Raw genomic sequence first — 24303 nt, forward strand, 5'->3', positions numbered from 1 at the left:
GCGGCAGGAGAAGATCAATATGAATGCGTTGACCAGAGATTTAAAACATATGACAGATATGGTGGAACAAACGGCGGATCCGGGGAGCCGTTTCCGGCAGAAACTGCACTTAATGCCTCCGGTAGGATGGCTGAATGATCCCAATGGGCTGTGTCAGTTTCAGGGGATTTACCATGCGTTTTTTCAATATTCGCCTTTTGATGTCAACGGCGGAGTGAAAATGTGGGGGCATGCAGTAAGCAAAGATATGATCCGGTGGGAGTATAAAGATACAGCTCTTTATCCTGATCAGCCCTTTGACTGCCATGGCGTGTACTCAGGCTGTGCGCTCATTGACGAAGGGAAGATGTATCTTTATTACACCGGAAATGTAAAGCTGGAAGATAAAGAATATGATTACATTTTAGAGGGAAGGGAAGGCAACACTATTCTTGCAGAGAGCAGAGATGGCCTGAACTTCGGTCCGAAAAAGCTTTTGATGAGAAACGGGGACTATCCTTCGGATTTAAGCTGCCATGTACGGGATCCGAAAGTGTGGAAAGAAAAAGGCCGCTATTATATGGTTCAGGGAGTCAGAACGAAAGATAATGCGGGGCAGGTACAGATTTTTGAATCCGACGACAGGATAAACTGGAAACCTAAGAAACGGATTTCTACATCAAGCCCCTTTGGGTATATGTGGGAATGTCCCGATTACTTTACTGTAGATGGACAGAATATTTTATCCGCATCTGTACAGGGGCTGACAGGCGGTATCTGGGAAGAGAGAAATGTTTATCAGTCCGGCTATTTTTTCGTAGAAGGGGACATTATGACAGACAGTTATCTGTCGGAGTATCAGTTGTGGGATTACGGATTTGATTTTTATGCGCCTCAAAGCTTTCAGGCAGAAGACGGACGTATCATTTTGCTGGCGTGGATGGGAATGCCGGACTGTGAAGAATATGGAAATATCTCCACGATTCGGGAGGGATGGCAGCATTGTTTTACTTTCCCAAGAGAATTGTACAAAAAAGACGGTAAAATCTGTCAAAGGCCGGTTCGGGAACTGGAACAGTGGAAAAAAGCGGAAAGAGAAGAGAGGGACTACCTTTCGGCAGAAGGTGCGAAAGTGTATGACATTCGTGTTTCCGGGATAAAAGCCAATCGTTTCCGGGCGGTTTTAGGAGAGGAACTTCTATTGGAATATAAAGAAGGATATTTCAGAATGGAATTTGAAAACCGGGATAAAGAAGGAACATCGGGAGGACGCGGCGTACGGCGGTCAGAAGTAGCGGTCCTCCGTCAGGTAGAAATACTGGCGGATGTTTCTTCGGTAGAAGTTTTCATCAACGACGGAGAACTGGTATTTTCTACAAGATATTATCCCCGGCATTATTCTATGGAAATCTGTTGTAAAGGCGCCAGTATCATAGAGACCGTTTTTTAAAAATCTGATCTGACAAGAGGAGACTTACGTATAGCATTATCCTGAAAACTGAAGTAATCCGGACGGTGGCGGGACTGTGTAAATTCAAACATTACGCCGTCGCCGTTGTAGGTGCGGCTGGTGATGACCGCCATGCAGTTGTAGTCATTGGCATCCAGCTCCAGATATTTCTCGTCGATCTGTGTGATCTTTTCAACGGTCATGATCCTCTGGCTGTTTACGATGGTCATGTGTAGAATATTTTCCAAATATTCATAGATGGAATCCTCGGCAATCTCGGGAGTCAGTCCTTCAGCTGCACTTTTAAGAAAATAGTTGTGATTCAGGATCAGCGGTTTTTCATCCAGATAATGAAGCCGCTGCAGATAGTAAAGCTCGCTTCCTTTCTCAAATCCGGTACGGAGAGAAATTTTTTCATCGGCGATCAGTTCCATAAACTGTAAAACTCTTGTCCTGCCTTTTTTATGATTGCGCTGTGATGATTCCTTAAAAGATTCAATTCCTCCGATGGTAAAGGCGGCCTGAGCTACCGGACGAAAAATATTGCGTACGCCTTTTCCCTGAAGAGTCTGGACATACCCGTCAGATACAAGCTCGGAAATAGCGCGGCGTACGGTGTTTCGGGAACAGCCGTATGTCTGGATAAGGGAATGCTCTGAAGGGAGCAATTCCTGGGAGGCAAAGTCTCCCTCCTCTATTTTCTGTTTCAGATCCCGATAAATGGCTTCATATTTACTTTTTGGCATTTTTTCACATCCAGTCTTCCTTTTTACTAATTCATATTATAAGTGGGCAAAATAGGAGAAGTCAAGGAATATTCTTGACATGTTTAAACAAGTGTGATATTTTATACTTGTTCAAACAAGTTGGAACGGAAGGAGAGAAAACGATGGCAAAGTATGAAAATGATGTCAGACAGCTTCTGACTCTGATCGGAGGGAAGGAAAATATCCAGGCTGTCTCACACTGTATGACCCGGATGCGATTTGTACTTGTAGATCCTGAAAAAGCAGATGAAAAAGGAATCGAGAAGATTCCCAGTGTAAAGGGAACCTTTACTCAGGCAGGGCAGTATCAGGTTATTATAGGGAACGATGTGGCTGTATTTTATAATGAATTTACTGCATATGCAGGAATCGAAGGAGTCAGTAAAGACGCCGTAAAGGCAGCGGCAAAAGCGAACCAGAATCCTCTGCAGAAAATAATGGGAGCGCTGGGAGAGATTTTTGCTCCGTTGATACCGGCTCTGATCTGCGGCGGTCTTATTCTGGGTTTTCGAAATGTCATCGGTGAAATTAATTTCTTTCATAACGGAACAGAAAGTCTTGCAGATATTTCACAGTTCTGGGCAGGAACATATCAGTTCCTGTGGCTTATTGGAGAAGCGGTATTTCATTTGCTGCCGGTAGGTATCGTGTGGTCTATTACAAAGAAAATGGGAACGACACAGATTCTCGGTATTATTCTCGGACTGACGCTGGTATCCTCACAGCTTCTCAATGGCTTTAGTGTGGCTGATACTCCGGCAGGAGAGATTCCGGTATGGGATTTTGGATTCGCTAAGGTAGAGATGATCGGCTATCAGGGCCAGGTGATCGCAGCTATGCTGGCCGGTTTCGTGCTGGTGTATCTGGAGAAATTTTTTAAGAAGCACTGTCCGGAAGTGATCAGCATGATCGTGGTGCCTTTCTGTTCCCTTGTACCGTCAGTCATCATCGCACATACCATTGTAGGGCCGATCGGCTGGAAGATCGGAGACGCTATTGCAAATGTGGTTTACAATGGCCTGATGTCTCCGTTTGGGGTAGTATTTGCAGGTGTATTCGGACTTTTATATGCACCGATCGTTATGACAGGACTGCATCATATGACAAATGCAATCGACTCACAGCTTACAAATTTATATGACGGAACAATCCTGTGGCCTATGATCGCCCTTTCTAATATTGCCCAGGGATCTGCAGTTCTTGCAATGTCTGTGCTGCAGAAGAAAAATGAACGTGCACAGCAGGTTAATATTCCGGCATGTATTTCCTGTTACCTTGGCGTTACAGAACCGGCCCTTTTCGGTGTGAATTTGAAGTATGGATTTCCGCTGATCTGCGGCATGGCGGGATCCTGTATTGCAGCTATGATTTCAGTAGGCAGCGGCGTTCAGGCATTCAGTATCGGTGTAGGAGGGCTCCCGGGAATCCTTTCTATTAAGCCGGAATTTTACCTTTACTTCCTGCTGGCCATGGCGGTGGCGATTGTGGTGCCGTTTCTTCTGACATTGATTGTTGGAAAGAAGAAGCTGTCAAACACAGATTTCCTGGGTGAGGATATAGAAATGACGGCTGCAGATACAGAAAAGTCAGAAGCAGATACAGCAAAGTCAGAAGCAGATACAGCAAAGGAAGGGGCTGACGAAGGAATTGCAACAGCGCCAAAAGAGGAGGCTTTGACAGAACTGAAAGCAGGGCTTTCCGGAAAAGTAATCCCACTGGATGATGTGCCGGACAATGTATTTTCACAGCATGTTATGGGAGATGGAATTGCCATTGAGCCATCCAGTGATACAGTCGTGGCGCCGGCTGATTCAACAGTCAATGCAGTCATGGCGGATACAGGCCACGCATGTGGGCTGACATTTGCCAATGGCATGGAGCTTTTGATCCATGTCGGGGTAGATACCGTTGACATGAATGGAGAAGGATTTGCCCTTCTTGTGGAAGAAGGACAGAAAGTGAGAGCAGGAGAAGGACTCATCCGATTTGATAAGGAAAAGATCCACGCAGCGGGGCACCCTTCTGTAACAGTCTTTATTGTAACAGAGGAGGGAAGCGCAAAGAATATCGAATATCTGTCCGGAATGGAAGCAGAAGCGGGAGAGACACCAGTGATTCGTTTTGAATAACAGGAGGAAAAAAGGATGGCAGATTTTAAGAAAAGTGTCGTATATCAGATTTATCCAAAGTCATTTTACGATACAGATGGGGATGGTCTTGGTGATCTGAAAGGAGTTACTGCGAAACTGGATTATATAAAAGATCTGGGAGTGGATTATATCTGGATGACGCCCTTCTTCGTATCACCTCAAAATGACAATGGATATGATGTGGAAGATTACTATAACATTGACCCGCGGTACGGAACAATGGAGGATTTTGAGGAACTGTCAAGAGAGGCTAAAAAAAGAGGAATCAAATTGATGCTGGATATGGTGTTCAATCATACTTCCAGCCGCCATGAATGGTTTCAAAAGGCGCTTGCAGGCGACCCGAAATACAAGGATTTTTACATTTTCAAAAGGGGAAAGGCAAATGGAGAGCCGCCCACTAACTGGGAGAGTAAATTCGGCGGGAATGCATGGGAGTATGTAGAAAAGTTTGATGAATATTACCTTCATCTTTTCGATGTGACCCAGCCGGATCTGAACTGGGATAATGAAGAAGTAAGAAAAGAAATCCAGAAGATTGTAAAATTTTGGATGGCTAAAGGAGTAGAGGGCTTCCGTTTTGACGTGGTCAATCTGATCAGCAAAGGAGAGTTCAAGGACGACTATGAGGGGGATGGAAGGCGTTTTTATACAGACGGCCCTAATATACACAAATACCTGCAGGAGCTGAATGAAACAACATTTGGTACAGATGCCGAAATTATTACAGTAGGAGAAATGTCCAGCACTTCCATGGAAAACTGTTACCGCTATGCAAATGAGGACGGTAAAGAGCTTTCAATGGTGTTTAGTTTCCATCATCTGAAAGTGGATTTTATGGGAAATGAAAAGTGGGTTATTGTGCCCTTTGACTTCCAGAAACTGAAGAATATCCTGTTTGACTGGCAGACTCATATGGCGGAAAATCACGCGTGGAATGCAGTGTTTTGGTGCAATCATGATCAGCCGAGAGTGGTCTCCAGGTTTGGCAATACTGAGAAATACTGGAAGGAATCGGCGAAAATGCTGGCGGCAGCTATTCACTGTCTGCGCGGAACACCCTACATTTATCAGGGAGAAGAACTGGGCATGACAAATGCAGGATTTACGGATATTTCCCAATATAAAGATGTGGAAAGTCTGAATCATTTCCGGATTTTGCAGGAGAAGGGGTTGTCGAAAGAGAATGCCTATCAGATTCTTCAGATCCATTCCAGGGACAACAGCAGGACGCCTATGCAGTGGAGTGATGGAATAAACGGAGGATTTACAGAAGGGAATCCATGGATTCAGGTTAATGAAAACACCCGTTTTATCAACGCTGAAACGGAGCTTCAGGATCCGGATTCTGTGTTTATATTTTATAAAAAGCTGATTCGGCTCCGCAAAGAGTATGATATTATTGCATATGGAGATTTTGAGCAAAAAGCAGAAAAACACCTTTCCATTTTTGCTTATAAGCGGTATTATAAAGGGAAAGAGCTTCTGGTAATCAACAATTTTTACGGAAATCAGGTCCGCTGGGATGCAGGAGAGGATTTGGAGCTGTATGAATGTCTGCTTGGCAACTATGAGAAGCAGGATATAAATGGAACAGAAGTAATTTTGAAACCATATGAGACAATGATTTTATATAAGTAAGAGAGGAGAAGATAACTATGAAAACATTTCAGTACACTATTCAGGATGAACTTGGTATTCACGCAAGACCGGCAGGACTTCTTGTAAAAGAAGCAAAGAAATTCCAGTCTGCCATTACGCTGGAAGGAAACGGAAAGAAAGCGGAAGCCGGAAAGCTTCTGGCTATTATGGGAATGGGCTTAAAACAGGGAGCAGAGATTACCATTACTGCAGAGGGAGCGGATGAAGACGCCGCCATCGCTGCAATGGAAGAGTTTATGAAAGCAAATTTATAAAAGAGGTGCGCCATGAAAATTTATCAGGGGAAATCAATTCTGAAAGGAATTACTATAGGTAAGATCCTCTATTATTCCAAAGAAGAACAGATGGTGCAAAGAAGGAGCATTACGGATACAGAGGCGGAATGGACACGCTATGAAGAAGCGAAAGAACAGGCGTCGAAACAGTTGAATGCCCTTTATGAAAAAGCGCTGAAAGAAGTAGGAGAGACAGGCGCCGCTATTTTTGAAGTACATGGAATGATGCTGGAGGACGATGATTTTAACGATTCCATCAAAAACATGATTGAAGCACAGAAAGTCAATGCGGAATATGCGGTTGCTTCCACGGGAGATAATTTTTCGCTGATGTTTTCACAGATGGATGATGAATATTTTCAGGCAAGATCTGCAGATATCAAGGATATTGCGGAGCGTGTCGTAAGGATCCTTCAGGGGAAGAATGCAGACGGAGAACTGGGCGATGAGCCTGTGATCCTGGCGGCAAAGGATCTGGCGCCCAGCGAGACTGTTCAGATGGACAAATCCAAACTGCTTGGATTTGTGACAGAGCTTGGTTCTTCTAATTCCCATACGGCTATTCTGGCACGTACAATGAATATTCCCGCCTTGATCGGTATTCCGGTCAGTGAAGAAATGAATGGGAAGATGGCAGTGATTGACGGGGTAAAGGGTGAATTGATCGTAGAGCCTGACGAGGAACTCCTTGCTTCTTATCAGGAGAAGAAAAGAGAGGAAGAACGGCAAAGAGAACTGCTTCTTCAGCTGAAGGGTAAAGAAGACGTCACCCTTGATGGAAAGAAAATCCGGCTTTACGCCAATATCGGCAGTGTGGGCGATGTGGCAAGAGTGCTTGCCAATGATGCGGACGGCATAGGGCTTTTTCGGAGTGAATTTTTGTATCTGGAAAAAGATACCTTCCCGACAGAAGAAGAACAGTTCCAGGCATACCGCACGGTGGCAGAGACCATGGCAGGCAAGAAGGTGATCATCCGTACGCTGGATATCGGGGCCGATAAACAGGCAGATTATTTTAATCTGGATCATGAAGAAAATCCGGCAATGGGATATCGGGCGATCCGCATCTGTCTTGACCGCCCGGAGATTTTTAAGACACAGCTCCGCGCGCTGCTTCGTGCCAGCGCATATGGAAACATTGGCATCATGTATCCCATGATCATCTCTGTAAATGAAGTGCTCCAGGCAAAGAAATATGTGGAAGAGATCAAGGCAGAGCTGGATGAAAAGGGCATTCCATACGGGGATGTGGAACAGGGCGTTATGATTGAAACGCCGGCGGCGGTTATGATCAGCGCACAGCTTGCCAGGGAAGTGGATTTCTTCAGTCTTGGAACAAATGATCTGACCCAGTATACTCTGGCGATTGACCGTCAGAATGCAAAGCTGGATAACATTTATGATTCTCATCATCCGGCAGTCTTGGAAATGATTCGTATGACAGTGGAAAACGGTCATAAAGAAAACTGCTGGGTAGGCATCTGCGGGGAGCTTGGCGCAGATACAACTTTGACGGAAACATTCCTGAAAATGGGCGTGGACGAATTGTCGGTATCACCGGGAAGCGTGCTGCCGATCCGGGAGATTATCAGAAAGACGAAAATAGGGGACGGAGGTTTTTAAAAACTTCCGTCCCTTATTTGTGTCCTTGATTCCGGGGAGCATTCTATTGTATGATGAGAGAAAAGGAGGAGATTCATTATGCATGAACTTTCACAGATGATAAAGGATGATATGAAGCCGGCGCTTGGGGTAACAGAGCCGGGAGCGATTGCTTTTGCGGTGGCGAAAGCAAAAAGCTATACAAAGGGGACAGTAGAGAAGGTTACAGTATCCATGAACAGCGGAATGTACAAGAACGCCTTCACATGTGGGATCCCCGGAACAACTGAAGTGGGGAGTGCCTTTGCGGCCGCTCTTGGAGCAGTGGCTGCCGACCCGGATAAGGGACTGGAATCTCTGGCGGATGTAAAGGATGCAGATGTACAGGAAGCAAGAAAAATGCTGGAAGAAGGAAAGATAACAGCCAGACTGGAGGGGATTACGAGCCGGATTTTTATTAAAGCGGAGGTGGAAACAGCAGAAGATGCAGCATGTGTGACGATTCGGGACTCTCACACCAACATTACAGAAATTACTGTAAATGGAAAGGAAGTCTTTGGAACGGAGCCGAAGGACAGTTACCCGGTACAGGAAGAAGAGGAGACAGTACACCCGATTCATCGCTATACATTAAAGGAGCTTTATGAATATGCTGATTCCGTGCCGATTGAGGAGATTTCCTTTATAGAAGAAGCATATCAAACAAATCTGGCGCTGTTCCATGAAGGGCTGGAAAGTCCAAGAACTACATTTGCCCGTCGGCTTCTTAACATGAACGATGGAAAAGAAATTTCCAAAGATGAGCAGGCGACAGCTTCGCTTTTGTGTAATGCGGCGATTGAGGCAAGAGTAATAGGTCTGGATAAGCCCGCTATGAGTATTACCGGGTCAGGCGCCCACGGAATTATTGCGACAATGCCTTTATATGGAGCGTATAAGGTAAACGGATATACGAAAGAACAGCTCTTGAGGGCAACGGCTCTTAGCTATCTTGTCTGTATGTATATTAAGGAATACTCGGGAAAATTGTCCGCATTCTGCGGCTGTGCCATTGCAGCAGGATCAGGCATGGCATGCGCTCTCGTATATTTAAGGGGAGGCACAGTGGAAATGATGGCCCATACCCTAAACAATATGGCCAGCAGTATTACAGGAATGATCTGTGACGGGGGAAATCAGGGGTGTACGATGAAGGGAATCGCAGCAGTGGATGCGGCATATAAATCCGTAGATTTTGCAATGCATGGAATCTATATTGACGATGTACACGGAATTAACGGAAAAACACCGGAGGAGACAATGCGAAATATGGGGCTGATCGCTTCGCCTGGCATGACAGGAACAGAAAAGACAATTGTGGAGATATTTGAAGGCAAACGAAGATTTTTCTCTTAAAATCTGCTATAATGATTATACAATTTGTTTCCGGGAGGAAAAACTATATGGAAAAGCCCAAAAAGGATCCCATTTACAAAAGTTTTGGTTATGCATTTGAGGGAATATTTGCAGTCATAAAAAAAGAGAGAAATATGAAGATTCACTGCTGCATGATGATCCTGGTTATTGCAGCCGGTATTTTTTTTCAGATTTCCGTGATAAAATGGTGCCTGTGTTTTAGTTTGTTTGGACTCATCATGGCGCTGGAAATGGTGAATACAGCAGTGGAAGCAGTGGTAGATCTTGTGACGGAGGAGAGAAGACCGCTGGCAAAGCTGGCAAAGGATGCTGCCGCCGGGGCAGTCCTGATCGCCTCTATTATGGCTGCAGTGGCAGGAGTTATGATCTTTGTTCCGGAATTTTTGCGGTTTGCGGATCAGATTTTCATATAGGAAACCGGAATATATCAGATTGGGTAGAAAGGAGACTGGACAATGGAAAATTTTGGAGATGGCATGAAAAAGATACTGCTGGCAGGGATTGGAGCAGTGGCAGTAACGACAGAAAAGTCAAAAGAAGTGCTGGATGAAATGGTAAAAAAAGGGGAATTGACTGTAGAGCAGGGAAAAGCCCTTAATGAAGAATTGAAGCATAATATCAAAAAAACGATGAAAGATAAGGTCAATGTCTCTGTCAAAGCTTCCTCTCCGGAGGAGTTGGACGAGCTGTTGGATAAAATGACGCCGGAGCAGATACAGGCTTTGAAGGACCGTATTCTTGCAAAAGAGGCTGAGGAATCCGATGAGTAAAAAAGAATCCGGAGAATATAAAAGCCGGCTTCGGGAAATGGTGGATATCCTTCGAAAGTATGAGATCACCAGAGGGCTGACTCCGGAAAAATTAAGGCTGATCCTGGAAGATCTGGGACCGACTTATATCAAGATCGGACAGATCATGTCCATGCATTCTGATATTCTTCCAAAAAAATACTGCGATGAGCTGATGAAATTAAGATCAGATGTAAAACCGATGCCTTTTTCAGAAGTTTCTGATGTGATAGAAGATTCTTATGGCTGTGCCTGGGGGACTATTTTTAAGGAAATCAGTGAAAAGCCTCTCGGTTCTGCCTCTATCGCACAGGTGCACCGGGCTGTATTAAAGGACGGATCTCCCGTTGTGATTAAAGTGCAGCGAAGGGGAATTTATGAGATGATGGCCCGGGACATTGCGTTGCTTAGAAAAGCGGCAAAGCTGATTCCGTCTGCCACTATCAAGGGCATGGTGGATATTGACATGGTTTTAAATGAGCTTTGGGATGTGACCCGTGAGGAAATGAACTTTCTTACAGAAGCGGCCAACATGGAAGAGTTTGCCAAGAAAAATGAAGGAATTTCCTTTGTGGGGACTCCCGTTCTTTATCAGGAATATACGACCCTTCATGTCCTTGTTATGGAATATATTGATGGATTTGAGGTTGATGATAAGACAGCGCTTCTGGAGAACGGCTATGATCTGAAAGAGATTGGAAGTAAACTTGCAGATAATTATATGAAGCAGATCATTGAGGACGGCTTTTTTCATGCGGATCCCCATCCCGGTAACTTAAGAATCCGTGACGGCAAGATCATATGGATTGACATGGGGATGATGGGACGGCTTACAGAGAGAGACAGGGAGCAGATTGCAAAGGCTGTGCGCGGTGTGGCTGCAAATGACATTGGAATGATTCAGGATGCAGTTATGATTCTGGGCGAGTTCAAGGAACCGCCGGATCCCAGCCGTCTGTATGAGGATATCAACAACCTTTTATCCAAATATGGAAGAGTGGATATGGGGAATATTGATGTCGCTGCCATCACTATGGATCTCATGGATGTCATGAAGGAAAATGGAATTATTATGCCTCATGGCCTTACGATGCTTGCAAGAGGTCTGACACACATGGAAGGGGTGCTGGCAGAAATTTCACCGGAGATCAATATGGTTGAGATTGCTGCCGGAAGGATCAAGGAAAGTCTGCTGAAAAATTTTGATTGGAAGAAGGAGCTGAAAAGCAGCGGAAAAAGTTTTTACCGGGCTTTTCACAGAGCGCTTGATATTCCGACCCTTGTAGCCGATGCCGTACAGGGATATCTGAAGGGTCAGACGCGCGTTAATCTGGATCTCCATGCTTCCACAGAACTTTCACGGCTTCTAAGAAGAATGGTGCAGAATATTGTAATGGGACTGTGGGTAATGGCGCTTCTTATCAGTTCCAGTATTATCTGTACAACAGATATGAAGCCAAAGATATGGGGAATCCCGGCACTGGGAGCGCTGGGATATCTTATCGCTTTTGGAATTGTTATGTATGTATTTATCAAACATCTTTTTTCAAAAAAATAAAGCTGAGACAGTTTATGAACACTGTCTCGGCTTTTTATATTGTCATTAAAAAATTTAAGGATCCGGTCGGATTTTCTGTCCCTTTTTCAAGAAGAGAGACAAGGCCGGCAATGGTATCTTCTATTTCCTCACGTGTAGATGGAATCAGTGTGTTATCCAATTTTACGGTCAAAACAATCAAGACAATTTCGGCCAGGGCTTCCGAATGGTCGAAATGGATTTCTCCTCTCTCAATTCCCTGACGTATGATCGCTGCCAGCTCCGGCTTTAGTTCGGAAATCAGATGATTTAAATATTTTTGATGCAGAAAGGCCTTTTCCTGAGCGCCGGATGCAGTCGTTCCTTCGGATTTCAAAAATTCAGAAGAAGAATTGCGGCATGCCTGGAAGATCATTGCCATGCGTGTAAAAGGAGAAATATCCGGCTGGCTTGTAAGACTGCGGGCAGTTTGTATGGGCTTTTCGTAATTTCTTTGGATCAGTGCATCCAGGATCGCATTTTTGGACGGAAAGTAATAGTAGATACTGCCTTTCCCGATACCGGCAGTCTGCGCAATTTCGCTGACGGATATTGTCTGTATGCTGCGGTCTTCCAGAAGAGTCTGAAGTGCATCCAAAATTTTTTCGTATTTTGCCTGATTGGCCATCTGCCTCGCCTTTTCCTTTCTGCTGCTGTCATTTTGATTTACAGCTTAGTATAGCACAGATGTATCAGAAAAGCCAATGAAAATCCTTACAAAAATGACGGAAAATCTCCACGGTATTTTAGCGTAATCACTATTGACCGATAGTCGAAAAGATGGTATTTTAACAGCATAAAATATACGACCGACGGTCGAAAAAAGGAGGAAAATGTAGAATGACTTATGCAGATATGTTTGCAGAGGTAAAAGGAATGTTCATGGAGGCGGATGTAAGCGATATAACCGAGCACCTGGCCTATCAGTTTAATATTACAGGGGAGGCAGAAGGAATTTTTTATGTGGAAGTAAAAGAAGGGAAATTGTATGTAGAGCCTTATGAATATTTTGACAGGGATGCCATGTTTATCTGTACAGCAGAGACTTTGATGAAGATAGCAGCCGGGAAGCAGGATCCGATCCTGGCGGTAACCCTTGGAAAACTGAAAGTAGAAGGAAATATAGAGAAAGCTTTAAAACTGAAACAGTTTATTGACAGCAGGAAAAAGAAATAGAAAAAGGTAAAACAGGAAAAGGATCGGTGAAGAAATGAAACGAGTGATCAAAACAGCGGCAGCAGCGCTTCTTAGCCTGACATCTGCCGGAATAGGAGGAACCGCCTATTTCTACCGACGCACTATGAAGAGGTCAGAGGCAAAGACCGAGCGTACGATCAAGATGTCAGGCACGGACTGGCATCAGTATGAACCTTTTATGAAAGCGAGAAAAAAGTGGATGCTGTCTCAGCCGCACAAAGATGTATATATAAAATCTAAAGACGGTTTAAAGCTCCATGGGACTTACTTTAAAGGAGAAGAAGGAAATAAGGCAGTAATCTGTTTCCACGGATATACGAGCCAGGGAATGAGCGACTATATCGGACTTTCAAAATACTATCTGGAAAAAGGATTTCGCATGCTTCTGGCAGATGAACGCGCCCATGGGCAGAGTGAAGGGGAATACATAGGATTTGGATGTGCGGATCGGTGGGATGCGCTGGAATGGATCCGGTGGATGATAGACGAGGCAGGGGAAGAGGTACAGATCCTTCTTCATGGTACATCCATGGGAGGAGCGACTGTCTTGATGACGGCAGGGCTTGAGCTTCCTGAACAGGTAAAGGGAATCGTATCCGACTGCGCCTTTACTTCACCGAAATATGTATTTACTCATGTGCTGAAAACGATGTACCATCTTCCTGCTTTTCCCATGATCCCCATTGCAGACCGGGTAAACAAACGCCGGGCAGGATACGGCCTGGACGAATGCAATGCAGCCCGGGAAGTAAGAAAGGCCAAAGTTCCAGCTCTTTTGATCCATGGAGAGAAGGACAGATTTGTCCCCTGCTCTATGTGTGAAGAGATTTATGAGAATTACGGGGCTCTAAAATCAAAGTTGATCGTGCCGGGAGCCGGACATGCAGAAAGCTATTATAAAGAGAGAGAAATGTATGAAGAAGCCCTCAATGCATTTATAGGAGGAATTATAAAATGATGAGAAAACGAAAAGGATATCCGGTATATCCGCTGACTGCCGCACAGAAATTTCATTTCTTTTATCAGGAAAAATGCCCGAAAAAGGAAGTTCTGAATATCGGAACCAGTCTGACTATTGAAACAGATATTGACTGGGATGTGCTGCGACAGGCTATTTATAAGGCTTATGAGCGGAGTGAAGGAATGCGGGTACGTTTTGCAAAAGATAAAGACGGGAGCATTTATCAGTACATTGTGGATCAAGAAGAAAGGGAAATAGAATTTGTAGATTTTTCCGGACGAACCATGGAAGAAGCAGAAGAAGAGATGAAGTCCTGGACCAAGGTACCCTTCAGACTTCAAGATTCTCCCATGAACCGGATTGTTATGATCCGCATGCCGGATGGCTATAACGGTATATATCTTCTCGGAGATCATAGGACATTGGACGCCCAGTCTTTGATCGCTTTTCTGAAAGATATTATTGAGCTGTACTGCAACGCTAAATATGAGGGGGTTCCGTATCCTAAGGACATGGCTTCCTATGTGGAGCAGATTCAAAGAGATCTTGCCTATGAGGCGGGAAGCAGAGCGCAGCAAAAAGACAGGGAATTCTTTGAGAAGATGATTGAAGAGTCAGAGCCTATATACAACGGGCTGAGAGGACCGGAAAAACTTGAAGAGGCCAGAAAAAACTATAATGATCCCACATTAAGGGCAGCTTTTAATACGTCAGATTCCGTAGATTCCGCCATTGATATTTTCCATCTGGAGGAAGAACCGACCAGGAGACTTATGGCATTCTGCGAAGAGAACCATGTCTCTTTGGCTTGTCTGCTCATGATGGGACTTCGGACTTATTTTCAGAAAATGAATGGAAATGACGATGTGTCCATCAATATGGCAATTGCAAGAAGAGCAACGCTGAAAGAAAAAAAGTCGGGAGGTACGAGGATCCATTCTTTTCCGTTCCGGACCATCATATCTGGGGAGAAGAGCTTTCTGGAGGGGATTTATGAGATCCGGGATAAACAAAATGAATATTTCCGCCATGCAAATTATGATCCGGTTGAATATTTTGCGCATCGGGCAATGGTATATCCTCATGAACCGGGCCTTACTTATGAGCCGATGTCGCTGACCTATCAGCCTATGACACTGAAAGAAAAGGGGCTGGAGCAGCTGGGGGATATTAAATATAAGACAAAATGGTATCCCAACGGAGCCACAACGCAGGCGATGTATCTGACGGTCATGCACAGACCGGAAGATAACGGACTGGATTTTAATTTTGAACATCAGGTGAAAGCAGTATCAAGAGAAGACCTGGAATACCTGTACTATTATCTCTGCAAGATCATGTTCAAAGGTGTGGAAAATCCAAATCTTAAGATTGGAGAAATTATTAAGTTGATTTAGTCATAAATTTATGAAAAGAGGAAAAGGAAATGTTTGAAAAACTGACAGAAATTATTTGTGAATATGTGGAAGTGGAACAGGAAAATATACATCCGGACTCCCGTTTTATAGAAGATCTTGGATTCACGTCTTTTGATTTTATGAGTATGCTGGGCGAACTTGAGGAAGAATTTGATGTGGAGATCGAGCAGACGGAGGCAGCTGATATCCGCACTGTACAGGAAGCGGCAGACTATCTGGAGAAGCTGACAGCAGAAAAGTAAGGGAAGGGATCAGGAAAATGATTTGTACTACAATTCGTGAGATATTGACACGTACAGAAGAAAAATATGGTTCAGAGGATGCAGTGAGGTATAAAGCCGGGAAAAATGAAATTGTGTCCAGGACATATACTCAGCTGAAAGAGGACAGTGAAGCATTTTCACGTACCCTTGAAAGCCTGGGACAAAAGGGGAACCATGTGGCTGTGATCGGAAAGACATCTTATGAATGGTTGACTGCCTACTTTGGAACTGTAAACAGCGGAAGTGTAGCGGTGCCGCTGGATGTCTCGCTTCCGGCAGACGAAGTCTGTGAATTAATAAATCGCGCAGATGTTACGGTGCTGGTGGCGGACGACTGCCGCAGAGATGTGCAGGAAATGGCGGAGAAAGTCTGTCCGAAATTGAAGGATATTATTTCCATGCAAAAGGAACAAGTCGGAAGAAGAGAAAGCGATAAGGTTCTGTCCTTTTCAGGTCTTTTGGAAGAAAACAGGGGCAGTTTCCAGGAAATGCCGGATCCGGATCAGCTCTGTACCATCATGTTTACGTCCGGAACGACGGGAAAGAGCAAAGGCGTCATGCTGACACACAGAAACATGGCAGAAAACGCTACCTGCCTGGATATGAAGATTCCGGAGAAAACGGTGCTTTTATCTGTCCTTCCCATCCATCACGCTTATTGTCTGAGTATGGATATCCTAAAGGGAATGTCTCTGGGAGCGGTGGTATGCATCAACGACTCCCTTATGAGAGTTGCCAAAAATATCAAGCTGTTTCAGCCGGAAATGATTTTAATGGTTCCGCTTATGATTGAAACACTGGCAAGGAAGCTGGAGGATGCATCCCTGATCCCGCCGGCTATTGTGAAGGCAAAAGTATTTGGAAAGCAGCTTCACACAATCTGCAGCGGAGGCGCTTATCTGAATCCGGATTATATTGATCTTTTTAAACGCTATGGGATCACAATTCTGCAAGGATACGGAATGACGGAATGTGCGCCGGTTATCAGTAATAATGTAAGCTGGAACATGAAAAAAGAAAGCGTAGGACAGCTTCTTCCGAATTGCAGGGCAAAGACTGTGGACGGCGAACTTTGGGTAAAAGGAAGCAGCGTCATGCAGGGATATTATAAGATGCCGGATGAAACGAAGGAAACACTGTCAGATGGCTGGCTGAAGACAGGGGATCTGGGGTATGTGGATGAAGAGGGTTTTGTATTCCTGACAGGAAGAAAGAAAAATCTGATCATTACAAAAAACGGGGAAAACGTATCGCCGGAAGAGTTGGAAAATAAATTGGGTGAAAGCCGTCTCGTACAGGAAGTTCTGGTGAGAGAATGTGATGGAGTGATTGAAGCGGAAATATTTCCGAGCGAAGAATATGTGAAAAAGAAACATATAAAAGATATAAAATCAGCACTTCAGAAACTAATTGATGACTATAATCAAAGTGCGCCTTTGCATAAAAGGATATATAGATTAAAGGTACGAGAGCAAGAGTTTGAAAAAACCACCTCCCGCAAAATAAAAAGACAGCAGTAAAAAAATACTTTCCAATCTGAATATCTGTCAGTTGGAAAGTATCTTTTTTTTCAGGATAAGAAGCCGTCTGGCTGTGATGGAAGCCAGAATACATAAAAGATAATCGCCGGCAGCCGTAAGGAAAAAGCAGTTTATGAGAACAAGTTTCCAGGAAACCGGAACATGGATAACATAGTTGCTGACAAAATAAAAATATAAGTTTCCGGAAAGATACATCACTGCAAATCCGGCAGTTGAAATGAAAAGGTATCCCCATATTTTTTGAGGAGGAAACTTTTCAGACAGCCATCCGGTAACACCGGCGGCAAAGACAAATCCTAAGAGAAAGCCGAAGGTTGGCTTCAGGAGATAGGAAGGGCCTCCGCCTGATGCAAATACAGGTACTCCGCATAAGCCGATGAGAAGATAGATTCCCACGCTTAAAGCGCCAAGTCTGCCGCCAAGTACAAACCCGGCGAGCAGTGAAAAGAAAAACTGCAGAGTAAAATGCATGGGAAAGGGCTCCACAGGAATACTGATCTGAATAAAGGCGCCGATAGCAGTCAGCGCGGTAAAAAGACCGCACAAAGTAAGCTGCTGCACTTTCCGTTCCGGCTTTTGCATAGTTTTTTCTTTAGAGTATTCTTTCAAGATGATACACCTGCTTATGTGAAAGTATGCATTTTGGCATACGATTGAACTGTAACGAATTATATTATAAAAGTGGCATGTAAACTTGTCAAGAAAGCGAAGGTTTCATTTCTCCATGGTTTCATTTCTCCATGGTTTCATAAAAAGGAACAATGTGATATAATTCTTTAGAGATGGAGGTAACAAAAAGATGACTGGTTCAGAGCGAAGAGAAAATATCATCCGGCAGATACGAAACAGCAAAGTTCCGGTTGCCGGAAAACAGCTTGCAGAAGACTATCAGGTAAGCCGTCAGGTTATCGTGCAGGACATTGCACTGATCCGGGCTTCGGGATACGATATTATTTCTACAAACAGAGGGTATATTCTAAATGGTCCGGCGGAAGTAAGCAGGGTCTTTAAAGTACAGCACACAGACGAACAGCTGGAAGAAGAACTGTGCGCGATCGTAGACCTGGGAGGATGCGCAGAAAATGTTATGGTTAATCACAGAGTCTACGGACATCTGGAAGCGCCGCTTCATGTCAGCTCCAGACGTAAGGTGGCTGAATTTATGGAAGATATACACAGCGGGAAATCAAGTCCTCTGAAAAATATTACGTCCAACTATCATTATCATAAGGTGACTGCCGACAGTGAAGAGACATTAGATATGATCGAAAGTGAATTGAAAAAGAGAGGATTCCTGGTAGAATAAATAGAGAAGGTGCACAGATGTCTGTGCACCTTTTTTGCGACAATGGAAAGGATAAATTTACAAAGTGAGTGACGGAGCAGTGTATGTTCTTCCGCCCAATTCCTGATCCAGCATATAGAGGCTCTTGGCGTCGTCTCCGAAAAGCTCCATTTTTTTGATCAGGTCGCTGGCATTTGTTTCTTCCTCACCCTGTTCTTTTACAAACCAGTCAAGGAACTGCATGGTACGGAAATCTTTTGCTTCATAAGCAGCTTCATAAATGGTATGGATCAGTCCTGTCACATATTGTTCGTGCTCATAGCCTGCTTTCAGAGGATCCATTTTCTCGGAAAGTACAGCGTCCGGTTTGTCTATGGATTCAAAGGTAACAGGAATATCGTTATTCTGCATGTACTGGATAAAGAGCATAGCGTGGTCTCTTTCTTCCTGTGCCTGGATCTGGTACCAGTTTGCAAAACCGTCCAGCCCCTGTTCTTTATAGAAGTTTGAAAAACTCAAGTAAAGATAGGCGGAATAAAACTCTTTATTTACCTGTGTGTTTAATAACTGTGAAACTTTTTCACTCAACATGATCAAACAACTCCTTTATCATAATTATGAAATATTTTGCAATATCAGTATACCTCCGGAATATAGAAAAAACAATCCTGTATTTACAAATGGCAGCGAGGGATTTAAGATGGAAATACAACAGGAGGAAAAGGATATGAGTATGGCATTAGTGACATTAAAAAAAGGCGAGGGACGTTCCTTAAAAGCAGGAGGAGCATGGATTTTTGACAATGAGATTGGGACAACCGTGGGAAGTTTTGAAGATGGGGATATTGTAATGGTGCATGACTTTGACGGTTATCCCATGGGGAAAGGATATATCAACAGCCATTCCAAAATAAGAGTCCGTATGCTTACAAGAGATAAAGATCAGGATATCAACGAGGAATTTTTTCGAAAGAGGCTTGCAGATGCATGGGATTATCGAAAGAAAACAGTGGATACTTCCAGCTGCCGTGTTGTGTTCGGGGAGGCGGATTTCCTGCCGGGGCTGGTTGTAGACAAATTCTCGGATGTTCTGGTATTTCAGGCACTGTCTCTTGGGATGGACCGAAGGAAAGAAAGGGTCATGGGACTTTTAAAAGAGGTGCTGGAAGAAGATGGAATCTGCATCCGGGGCATTTATGAGAGAAGCGATGCGAAAGAAAGAGAAAAAGAGGGATTGAAAAAAACAAAAGGATTTTTCGGTCCTGAATTTGATACCTTTGTGCCCATAGTGGAAAATGGCGTGAAATATATTGTGGATGTAAAAGATGGACAAAAAACAGGATTTTTTCTGGATCAGAAATATAATCGTCTTGCAATCCAGAAACTGTGCAGGGGAGCAAAAGTTTTGGACTGCTTTACCCATACCGGTTCCTTTGCGCTGAATGCAGGTGCAGCCGGCGCCAGAAGTGTCCTTGGAGTGGACGCTTCAGAACTGGCAGTCCGTCAGGCAGAAGAGAATGCAAAATTGAATCATCTGGAAGAAAAAGTCAAATTTATTGCGGAAGATGTGTTTGAGTTGCTTCCAAAGCTGGTAGAGCAAAAAGAAGAATACGATTTGGTTATCCTGGATCCGCCTGCATTTACAAAGTCAAGAAATTCCATAAAAAATGCAGTTAAGGGATATCGAGAGATCAATATCCGGGGAATGAAACTTGTCAAAGACGGAGGATATCTGGCAACTTGTTCCTGTTCTCATTTTATGGATTTTGAACTTTTTACAAAAACCATACGCCAGGCGGCGGCAGGAGCACATGTGCGGTTGAGGCAGGTGGAGTTCCGGACGCAGGCCGCTGATCATCCGATTCTGTGGGCGGCAGATGAGTCTTATTATTTGAAATTCTACATTTTCCAGGTGTGCCGGGAATAATACTCCAAAAGGTACTTTCGGCAGATCGGTTACAGGAATATAACATAATCCGGCTTCCCTTGCCAGGGGAATATCCGGGTACAGAGTATAGCCGATCTGTGCCTTTGCCAGTGTAAAGGCGCTTTCAATATTCTCGGTCAGATAGTGTTGCTCCGGGGGAAGCTTTGTAAGAATCTGACTGTGAGCCGCAAAAACAGAACTGGATGTCTGCCTGGGAGAACAGGCAATAAAATTTCCGGAAAGCCGGCTTAGTGTCAGGGTTTTATATTGGGCCAGCGGATGTTCCGGCGAACAGATACAAGCAATGGAAGCGCTGCCGATTAAATATTTTGATACACATGCCCACGGAGATATTATGTCTGTCTATACGAATGATGTAGATACTTTGAGACAGCTGCTAAGTCAGAGCGTTCCCCAGATCATTAACTCAGTGATTACCATGACAGCCACGTTGGTTACCATGCTGATTTTGAATCCGGTGCTGACGGTGATCTCAATTTTGACAGCTGCAGTCATGCTTTTTGTCACTTCCAAATTATCCGGATTGTCCGGAAAATACTTTATCCGGCAGCAGATTGACCTGGGAGCAGTAGACGGGTTCATTGAAGAAATGCTGGATGGCCAGAAGGTAGTGAAAGTCTTCTGCCATGAGCAGGCCGCCATAGAAGAGTTTCACAAAGTAAATGAAAAGTTAAGAGACAGTGCAGATAAGGCAAACACCTATGCCAATCTGCTGATGCCGGTCAACGCCAATATCGGCTGGATCAGTTATGCGCTTGTGGCGATTATGGGAGCTATCCTGGGGGTAAATGGACTTGCCGGAGTTACGATCGGAACAGTCATTGCATTTGTGGGACTGAATAAAAGCTTTACCAATCCGATTACGCAGGTGAGCCAGCAGCTGAATTTTGTTGTCAATGCGGCAGCAGGTGCGCAGAGAGTCTTTGATCTGATGGATCAGGAACCGGAGGAAGATGACGGATATGTGGAATTGGTCAACGCAAAAGAAGATGAGAACGGCCAGCTTACAGAATCAGCCGTCCGCACAAATCTGTGGGCGTGGAAACATCCCCATAAGGCGGACGGGACAGTTACGTACACAAAACAGGAAGGAAAAGTTGTCTTTGATGATGTGGATTTCGGATATACGGATGATAAAATCGTACTGCACAACATCAGTCTCTGGGCAAAACCAGGCCAGAAGATTGCCTTTGTAGGAGCTACCGGAGCGGGTAAGACTACAATCACCAATCTGATCAACCGCTTCTATGATATTGCAGATGGTAAAATTCGTTATGACGGTATTAATATCAATAAAATCAAAAAGCAGGATCTAAGAAGATCACTGGGAATGGTGCTGCAGGATACCCATTTATTTACCGGAACGGTTATGGATAATATTCGCTACGGTAAGCTGGATGCAACAGATGAAGAATGTATCCGCGCTGCAAAGCTGGCAAATGCCGATGGCTTTATCAGGCGCCTGCCGGAAGGGTATCAGACACAGCTTACCGGAGACGGCGCTAATTTGAGTCAGGGACAGAGACAGCTTCTGGCGATTGCCCGTGCTGCTGTGGCTGATCCGCCGGCGCTGATTCTGGATGAGGCTACTTCCTCCATTGATACCCGTACGGAAAAACTGGTGCAGGATGGAATGGATGCTCTGATGAAGGGAAGGACAACATTTGTCATTGCCCACCGTCTGTCTACAGTCAAAAACTCGGACTGCATTATGGTAATGGAACAGGGACGCATCATCGAAAAGGGCACTCATGATGAGCTGATTGCAGCAAAAGGAAAATATTATCAGCTATATACAGGGAACTTTGCAGCTTAAGAAAAATGCTGCAGTATCAATCTGTTAATCAGACGTTGCAGGGGCAGGACAGGTGCATTATAATTGAGGCAGAACAAAAAACAGGAGGATCTGCATGGAAATTCGTGCCTTACAATATTTTCTGGCAGTTGTCAGAGAAGAAAATATAACGCGGGCAGCAGAGGTTCTGCACATTACACAGCCCACCCTCAGCCGTCAGATGGCGCAGCTGGAGGAAGAAATCGGAGTGCAGCTTTTTGTCCGGGGCAAACATCTGCAGCTTACCGATGCAGGCGTCATGCTGCGCCGGCGTGCGGAAGAGGTCGTAACTTTGATGAATAAAATTGAAAGTGAATTTGAAGAGCAGGCCGACATAGAGGGCGTGATTTCTATAGGAAGCGGCGGGCTGCTTACCATGCGCTTTCTTGGACTGGCAATGGACAGTTTTCGGAAGAAATATCCGAAAGTGCAGTATCAGCTTTATACAAACAGCGCTGAATATGTAAAGGAACGATTGGAGCAGGGGCTTCTTGATTTCGGATTTTTGCTGGAGCCTATCGATGTGACAAAGTTTGATTATATCCGCATGAAGGAAAAGAAGATCTGTTTGATATCCCCCTTATTACCACGGACCGTGTCTCCCTGCAGAAAGAGCTGGAGAACTGGATGGGAGAGAAGCTTTCCCGACTGAACATTTTTGCTACTCATAATATCATAACCAATGTTGTAATGCTGGTAGCCGATGGAATTGCCTCTGCACTGACAGTAGAGGGAGCTGTCAATTTATTTGAAAACAGCAGGATGGTATTCAGACCTCTTTATCCGGAGCTGTCTATGACGACAGTTCTTGCATGGAAGAAGTTTCAGCCGAACTTTGGAGCTGCCGGTAAATTTTTAGAGCACATAAAAAGTATGTGTTAATTGCATATATCTGTATAAAACATAGGCATTGGACATATGAAAAGAACAGGAATACAATATAGGTGTCGCCGGAAAAGAGAAGATCAATCCGGGGGCACCTGTTTTTGTGCATATAAATAATTAGGAAATAGAAAGGATGATGGAAGAAAATGAACAGGCCACATATTATCTGTCATATGATGACAGCTGTTGATGGACGAATTGACTGCGGAATGACGGCAAAGCTGGAGGGAGTAAAAGAGTATTATGAAACACTCCATGCCCTGAATACGCCGACTTCCTTAAGTGGACGGGTGACAGCGCAGCTGGAAATGGCGGAAGAAGGGACATTTACACCTGAACAGCAGGATATTTTCGGACAGGAAGGTTTTTCAAAAAAGGCGGACGCTGCGGGCTACAGCGTCGTAACAGACACAAAAGGAACCCTGCTTTGGCCGGAGCAAGATGGCAGTGAAACTCCGCTTCTTATTCTTACAAGCGAGCAGGTCACAAAAGAATATCTTGCCTATCTGGATGCAAGAAATATTTCCTGGATCGCCTGCGGAAAAGAAAGAATCAATCTTGAACGGGCAGTGGAAATTCTTGCTGATGAATTTGGCGTTGAGAGGATGTCCGTTGTAGGAGGAGGGGCCATCAACGCAGGCTTTCTTGCGGCAGGACTTTTAGATGAAGTGAGCATCCTGCTGGCTCCGGGAATCGATGGAAGAAAAGGAATGGCAGCTGCATTTGACGGGCTTCCTATGGAGACGGAACCTTTCCATTTGAAGCTTTCCAGTGTGGAGTCTTACGACGATGGAGCCGTCTGGCTGCGGTACCAGGTGGAAAATAAGAAATAGTATCAATAAAAATAGTGGAGGATAAAAATGAGATATTTGAACGAGACAGATTTTGAACAGGCAAACGTATTTGGAAAAGGGGAGGCAAATGTTAACTTTGCACAGTACTTTATCGGCGAATCGTTTCTGAATCCTTTGACAGATCCGGGACGGTGTCCGCTGATGATCTCCAATGTAACTTTTGAGCCGGGATGCCGCAACAACTGGCATATCCATCACGCTGCCAAGGGCGGCGGACAGATCCTTTTGTGTACGGCCGGAGAGGGCTGGTACCAGGAAGAAGGAAAGGATCCGATCAGCTTGGAGCCGGGCAGCGTCATCTATATTCCGGCGGGTGTGAAGCACTGGCATGGGGCAAAGAAAGATTCCTGGTTCAGCCATATTGCATTTGAGGCTCCGGGAGAAGATACCTCAAATGAGTGGTGCGAACCTGTTACAGATGATGAGTACGGAAATCTGGAATAAAATCAGGC

23 protein-coding genes and 2 pseudogenes are annotated in these 24303 nt (G+C 44.5%); 20 read left to right on the forward strand and 5 right to left on the reverse strand.

All coding sequences use genetic code 11. The annotated features are described in order from the left end of the window. Positions 1–19: 19 nt before the first annotated feature. Positions 20–1429, forward strand: a complete 1410-nt coding sequence (locus tag R2J37_RS05170) for a glycoside hydrolase family 32 protein (RefSeq protein WP_316266405.1) — start codon at positions 20–22, stop codon at positions 1427–1429. Here R2J37_RS05170 and R2J37_RS05175 read toward each other — a convergent pair. Further along, the gene (locus tag R2J37_RS05175; RefSeq protein ID WP_316266407.1) at positions 1426–2175 is read right to left on the reverse strand and encodes a UTRA domain-containing protein; all 750 of its coding nucleotides are present in this window, start codon (positions 2173–2175) and stop codon (positions 1426–1428) included. The two genes, R2J37_RS05170 and R2J37_RS05175, sit on opposite strands and share 4 nt — an antisense overlap. Positions 2176–2318: 143 nt before the next feature. On the opposite strand from R2J37_RS05175, the gene treP reads away from it, so the two are divergent. The 8 genes from treP (at position 2319) to R2J37_RS05215 (ending at position 11647) form a co-directional block, all read left to right on the forward strand. After that, the gene (gene treP / locus R2J37_RS05180) at positions 2319–4325 is read left to right on the forward strand and encodes a PTS system trehalose-specific EIIBC component (protein WP_316266409.1); all 2007 of its coding nucleotides are present in this window, start codon (positions 2319–2321) and stop codon (positions 4323–4325) included. Positions 4326–4340: 15 nt separating this feature from the next. Further along, positions 4341–5987, forward strand: a complete 1647-nt coding sequence (treC, locus tag R2J37_RS05185; protein ID WP_316266411.1) for an alpha,alpha-phosphotrehalase — start codon at positions 4341–4343, stop codon at positions 5985–5987. Positions 5988–6004: 17 nt separating this feature from the next. Further along, positions 6005–6262 (forward strand): HPr family phosphocarrier protein, encoded by a 258-nt coding sequence (locus R2J37_RS05190; RefSeq protein WP_316266413.1) that lies wholly within the window; start codon positions 6005–6007, stop codon positions 6260–6262. 12 nt (positions 6263–6274) lie between these two features. After that, positions 6275–7906, forward strand: a complete 1632-nt coding sequence (ptsP, locus tag R2J37_RS05195; protein WP_316266415.1) for a phosphoenolpyruvate--protein phosphotransferase — start codon at positions 6275–6277, stop codon at positions 7904–7906. 78 nt (positions 7907–7984) lie between these two features. Further along, entirely contained in the window at positions 7985–9280 is a 1296-nt protein-coding gene (locus R2J37_RS05200) for an L-cysteine desulfidase family protein (protein ID WP_316266417.1), read from the forward strand. A gap of 47 nt (positions 9281–9327) precedes the next feature. Further along, positions 9328–9714 carry a diacylglycerol kinase family protein gene (locus R2J37_RS05205; RefSeq protein WP_230106766.1) on the forward strand — a complete coding sequence of 129 codons (387 nt, stop codon included), beginning with the start codon at positions 9328–9330 and terminating at the stop codon, positions 9712–9714. A gap of 42 nt (positions 9715–9756) precedes the next feature. Then, positions 9757–10071, forward strand: a complete 315-nt coding sequence (locus R2J37_RS05210; protein WP_230106765.1) for a phasin family protein — start codon at positions 9757–9759, stop codon at positions 10069–10071. Further along, positions 10064–11647, forward strand: coding sequence for an ABC1 kinase family protein (locus tag R2J37_RS05215; RefSeq protein WP_230106764.1), 1584 nt, complete (start codon positions 10064–10066; stop codon positions 11645–11647). The genes R2J37_RS05210 and R2J37_RS05215 overlap by 8 nt, the downstream gene beginning before the upstream one ends. Positions 11648–11681: 34 nt before the next feature. Here the strand turns inward: R2J37_RS05215 and R2J37_RS05220 are convergent, their stop codons facing one another. After that, positions 11682–12293, reverse strand: a complete 612-nt coding sequence (locus R2J37_RS05220) for a TetR/AcrR family transcriptional regulator (protein ID WP_316266420.1) — start codon at positions 12291–12293, stop codon at positions 11682–11684. A 212-nt stretch (positions 12294–12505) separates the two neighbouring features. Here R2J37_RS05220 and R2J37_RS05225 point away from each other — a divergent pair, with 212 nt between their 5' ends. From R2J37_RS05225 to R2J37_RS05245, 5 genes are read left to right on the forward strand one after another with little or no spacing between them, the layout of a single operon-like run. Next, positions 12506–12841 carry an SCP2 sterol-binding domain-containing protein gene (locus R2J37_RS05225; protein WP_316266422.1) on the forward strand — a complete coding sequence of 112 codons (336 nt, stop codon included), beginning with the start codon at positions 12506–12508 and terminating at the stop codon, positions 12839–12841. 34 nt (positions 12842–12875) lie between these two features. After that, the gene (locus R2J37_RS05230; protein ID WP_230106761.1) at positions 12876–13820 is read left to right on the forward strand and encodes an alpha/beta hydrolase; all 945 of its coding nucleotides are present in this window, start codon (positions 12876–12878) and stop codon (positions 13818–13820) included. After that, positions 13820–15220, forward strand: coding sequence for a condensation domain-containing protein (locus tag R2J37_RS05235; RefSeq protein ID WP_316266998.1), 1401 nt, complete (start codon positions 13820–13822; stop codon positions 15218–15220). Before R2J37_RS05230 ends, R2J37_RS05235 begins: the two co-directional genes overlap by 1 nt. Before the next feature lie 29 nt (positions 15221–15249). After that, complete coding sequence (locus tag R2J37_RS05240) at positions 15250–15483, forward strand: acyl carrier protein (protein ID WP_230106760.1); 234 nt, start codon at positions 15250–15252, stop codon at positions 15481–15483. A 17-nt stretch (positions 15484–15500) separates the two neighbouring features. Continuing rightward, positions 15501–17024, forward strand: a complete 1524-nt coding sequence (locus R2J37_RS05245; protein ID WP_316266425.1) for an AMP-binding protein — start codon at positions 15501–15503, stop codon at positions 17022–17024. Positions 17025–17051: 27 nt separating this feature from the next. Here R2J37_RS05245 and R2J37_RS05250 read toward each other — a convergent pair whose 3' ends face one another. Then, on the reverse strand, positions 17052–17627 hold the full coding sequence (locus R2J37_RS05250; RefSeq protein ID WP_230107534.1) for a biotin transporter BioY: 576 nt from the start codon (positions 17625–17627) through the stop codon (positions 17052–17054). 217 nt (positions 17628–17844) lie between these two features. Between R2J37_RS05250 and R2J37_RS05255 the strand changes: the two genes are divergently transcribed. Then, the gene (locus tag R2J37_RS05255) at positions 17845–18351 is read left to right on the forward strand and encodes a transcription repressor NadR (RefSeq protein WP_230106758.1); all 507 of its coding nucleotides are present in this window, start codon (positions 17845–17847) and stop codon (positions 18349–18351) included. 57 nt (positions 18352–18408) lie between these two features. Here the strand turns inward: R2J37_RS05255 and R2J37_RS05260 are convergent, their stop codons facing one another. Further along, positions 18409–18921: a ferritin gene (locus tag R2J37_RS05260; protein WP_316266427.1), complete on the reverse strand. Its 513-nt coding sequence runs from the start codon at positions 18919–18921 to the stop codon at positions 18409–18411. 136 nt (positions 18922–19057) lie between these two features. On the opposite strand from R2J37_RS05260, the gene R2J37_RS05265 reads away from it, so the two are divergent. Further along, positions 19058–20257 (forward strand): class I SAM-dependent rRNA methyltransferase, encoded by a 1200-nt coding sequence (locus R2J37_RS05265; RefSeq protein ID WP_316266429.1) that lies wholly within the window; start codon positions 19058–19060, stop codon positions 20255–20257. Positions 20258–20305: 48 nt separating this feature from the next. Here R2J37_RS05265 and R2J37_RS15270 read toward each other — a convergent pair. Further along, positions 20306–20614 (reverse strand): annotated as a pseudogene (locus R2J37_RS15270) (LysR substrate-binding domain-containing protein); the annotation flags it as partial. On the opposite strand from R2J37_RS15270, the gene R2J37_RS05270 reads away from it, so the two are divergent. From R2J37_RS05270 to R2J37_RS05285, 4 genes and pseudogenes are all read left to right on the forward strand, one after another. After that, the gene (locus R2J37_RS05270; protein WP_316266431.1) at positions 20562–22094 is read left to right on the forward strand and encodes an ABC transporter ATP-binding protein; all 1533 of its coding nucleotides are present in this window, start codon (positions 20562–20564) and stop codon (positions 22092–22094) included. The pseudogene R2J37_RS15270 and the gene R2J37_RS05270 overlap by 53 nt on opposite strands. Positions 22095–22188: 94 nt before the next feature. Then, positions 22189–22994 (forward strand): annotated as a pseudogene (locus R2J37_RS05275) (LysR family transcriptional regulator). Between the two features lie 149 nt (positions 22995–23143). After that, a complete protein-coding gene (locus tag R2J37_RS05280; protein WP_316266432.1) occupies positions 23144–23830 on the forward strand; it encodes a RibD family protein in 687 nt (228 codons plus the stop codon). Between the two features lie 27 nt (positions 23831–23857). Further along, positions 23858–24295, forward strand: coding sequence for a cupin domain-containing protein (locus tag R2J37_RS05285; protein WP_316266434.1), 438 nt, complete (start codon positions 23858–23860; stop codon positions 24293–24295). Positions 24296–24303 lie beyond the last annotated feature (8 nt).

This window comes from Claveliimonas bilis (genome assembly GCF_030296775.1).
GTDB classification, from domain to species: domain Bacteria; phylum Bacillota; class Clostridia; order Lachnospirales; family Lachnospiraceae; genus Claveliimonas; species Claveliimonas bilis.

Bases quoted from the DNA above. Each gene is read 5' to 3' on its own strand.
- R2J37_RS05235 (WP_316266998.1), top strand. From the start codon at position 13,820: ATGAGAAAACGAAAAGGATATCCGGTATATCCGCTGACTGCCGCACAG.
- R2J37_RS05285 (WP_316266434.1), top strand. From the start codon at position 23,858: ATGAGATATTTGAACGAGACAGATTTTGAACAGGCAAACGTATTTGGA.
- R2J37_RS05255 (WP_230106758.1), top strand. From the start codon at position 17,845: ATGACTGGTTCAGAGCGAAGAGAAAATATCATCCGGCAGATACGAAAC.
- R2J37_RS05170 (WP_316266405.1), top strand. From the start codon at position 20: ATGAATGCGTTGACCAGAGATTTAAAACATATGACAGATATGGTGGAA.
- R2J37_RS05245 (WP_316266425.1), top strand. From the start codon at position 15,501: ATGATTTGTACTACAATTCGTGAGATATTGACACGTACAGAAGAAAAA.
- R2J37_RS05260 (WP_316266427.1), bottom strand. From the start codon at position 18,921: ATGTTGAGTGAAAAAGTTTCACAGTTATTAAACACACAGGTAAATAAA.
- R2J37_RS05210 (WP_230106765.1), top strand. From the start codon at position 9,757: ATGGAAAATTTTGGAGATGGCATGAAAAAGATACTGCTGGCAGGGATT.
- R2J37_RS05220 (WP_316266420.1), bottom strand. From the start codon at position 12,293: ATGGCCAATCAGGCAAAATACGAAAAAATTTTGGATGCACTTCAGACT.
- R2J37_RS05215 (WP_230106764.1), top strand. From the start codon at position 10,064: ATGAGTAAAAAAGAATCCGGAGAATATAAAAGCCGGCTTCGGGAAATG.
- R2J37_RS05265 (WP_316266429.1), top strand. From the start codon at position 19,058: ATGAGTATGGCATTAGTGACATTAAAAAAAGGCGAGGGACGTTCCTTA.
- R2J37_RS05200 (WP_316266417.1), top strand. From the start codon at position 7,985: ATGCATGAACTTTCACAGATGATAAAGGATGATATGAAGCCGGCGCTT.
- R2J37_RS05280 (WP_316266432.1), top strand. From the start codon at position 23,144: ATGAACAGGCCACATATTATCTGTCATATGATGACAGCTGTTGATGGA.
- R2J37_RS05225 (WP_316266422.1), top strand. From the start codon at position 12,506: ATGACTTATGCAGATATGTTTGCAGAGGTAAAAGGAATGTTCATGGAG.
- treC (WP_316266411.1), top strand. From the start codon at position 4,341: ATGGCAGATTTTAAGAAAAGTGTCGTATATCAGATTTATCCAAAGTCA.
- treP (WP_316266409.1), top strand. From the start codon at position 2,319: ATGGCAAAGTATGAAAATGATGTCAGACAGCTTCTGACTCTGATCGGA.
- R2J37_RS05205 (WP_230106766.1), top strand. From the start codon at position 9,328: ATGGAAAAGCCCAAAAAGGATCCCATTTACAAAAGTTTTGGTTATGCA.
- R2J37_RS05190 (WP_316266413.1), top strand. From the start codon at position 6,005: ATGAAAACATTTCAGTACACTATTCAGGATGAACTTGGTATTCACGCA.
- R2J37_RS05230 (WP_230106761.1), top strand. From the start codon at position 12,876: ATGAAACGAGTGATCAAAACAGCGGCAGCAGCGCTTCTTAGCCTGACA.
- R2J37_RS05240 (WP_230106760.1), top strand. From the start codon at position 15,250: ATGTTTGAAAAACTGACAGAAATTATTTGTGAATATGTGGAAGTGGAA.
- R2J37_RS05270 (WP_316266431.1), top strand. From the start codon at position 20,562: ATGGAAGCGCTGCCGATTAAATATTTTGATACACATGCCCACGGAGAT.
- R2J37_RS05175 (WP_316266407.1), bottom strand. From the start codon at position 2,175: ATGCCAAAAAGTAAATATGAAGCCATTTATCGGGATCTGAAACAGAAA.
- ptsP (WP_316266415.1), top strand. From the start codon at position 6,275: ATGAAAATTTATCAGGGGAAATCAATTCTGAAAGGAATTACTATAGGT.
- R2J37_RS05250 (WP_230107534.1), bottom strand. From the start codon at position 17,627: ATGCAAAAGCCGGAACGGAAAGTGCAGCAGCTTACTTTGTGCGGTCTT.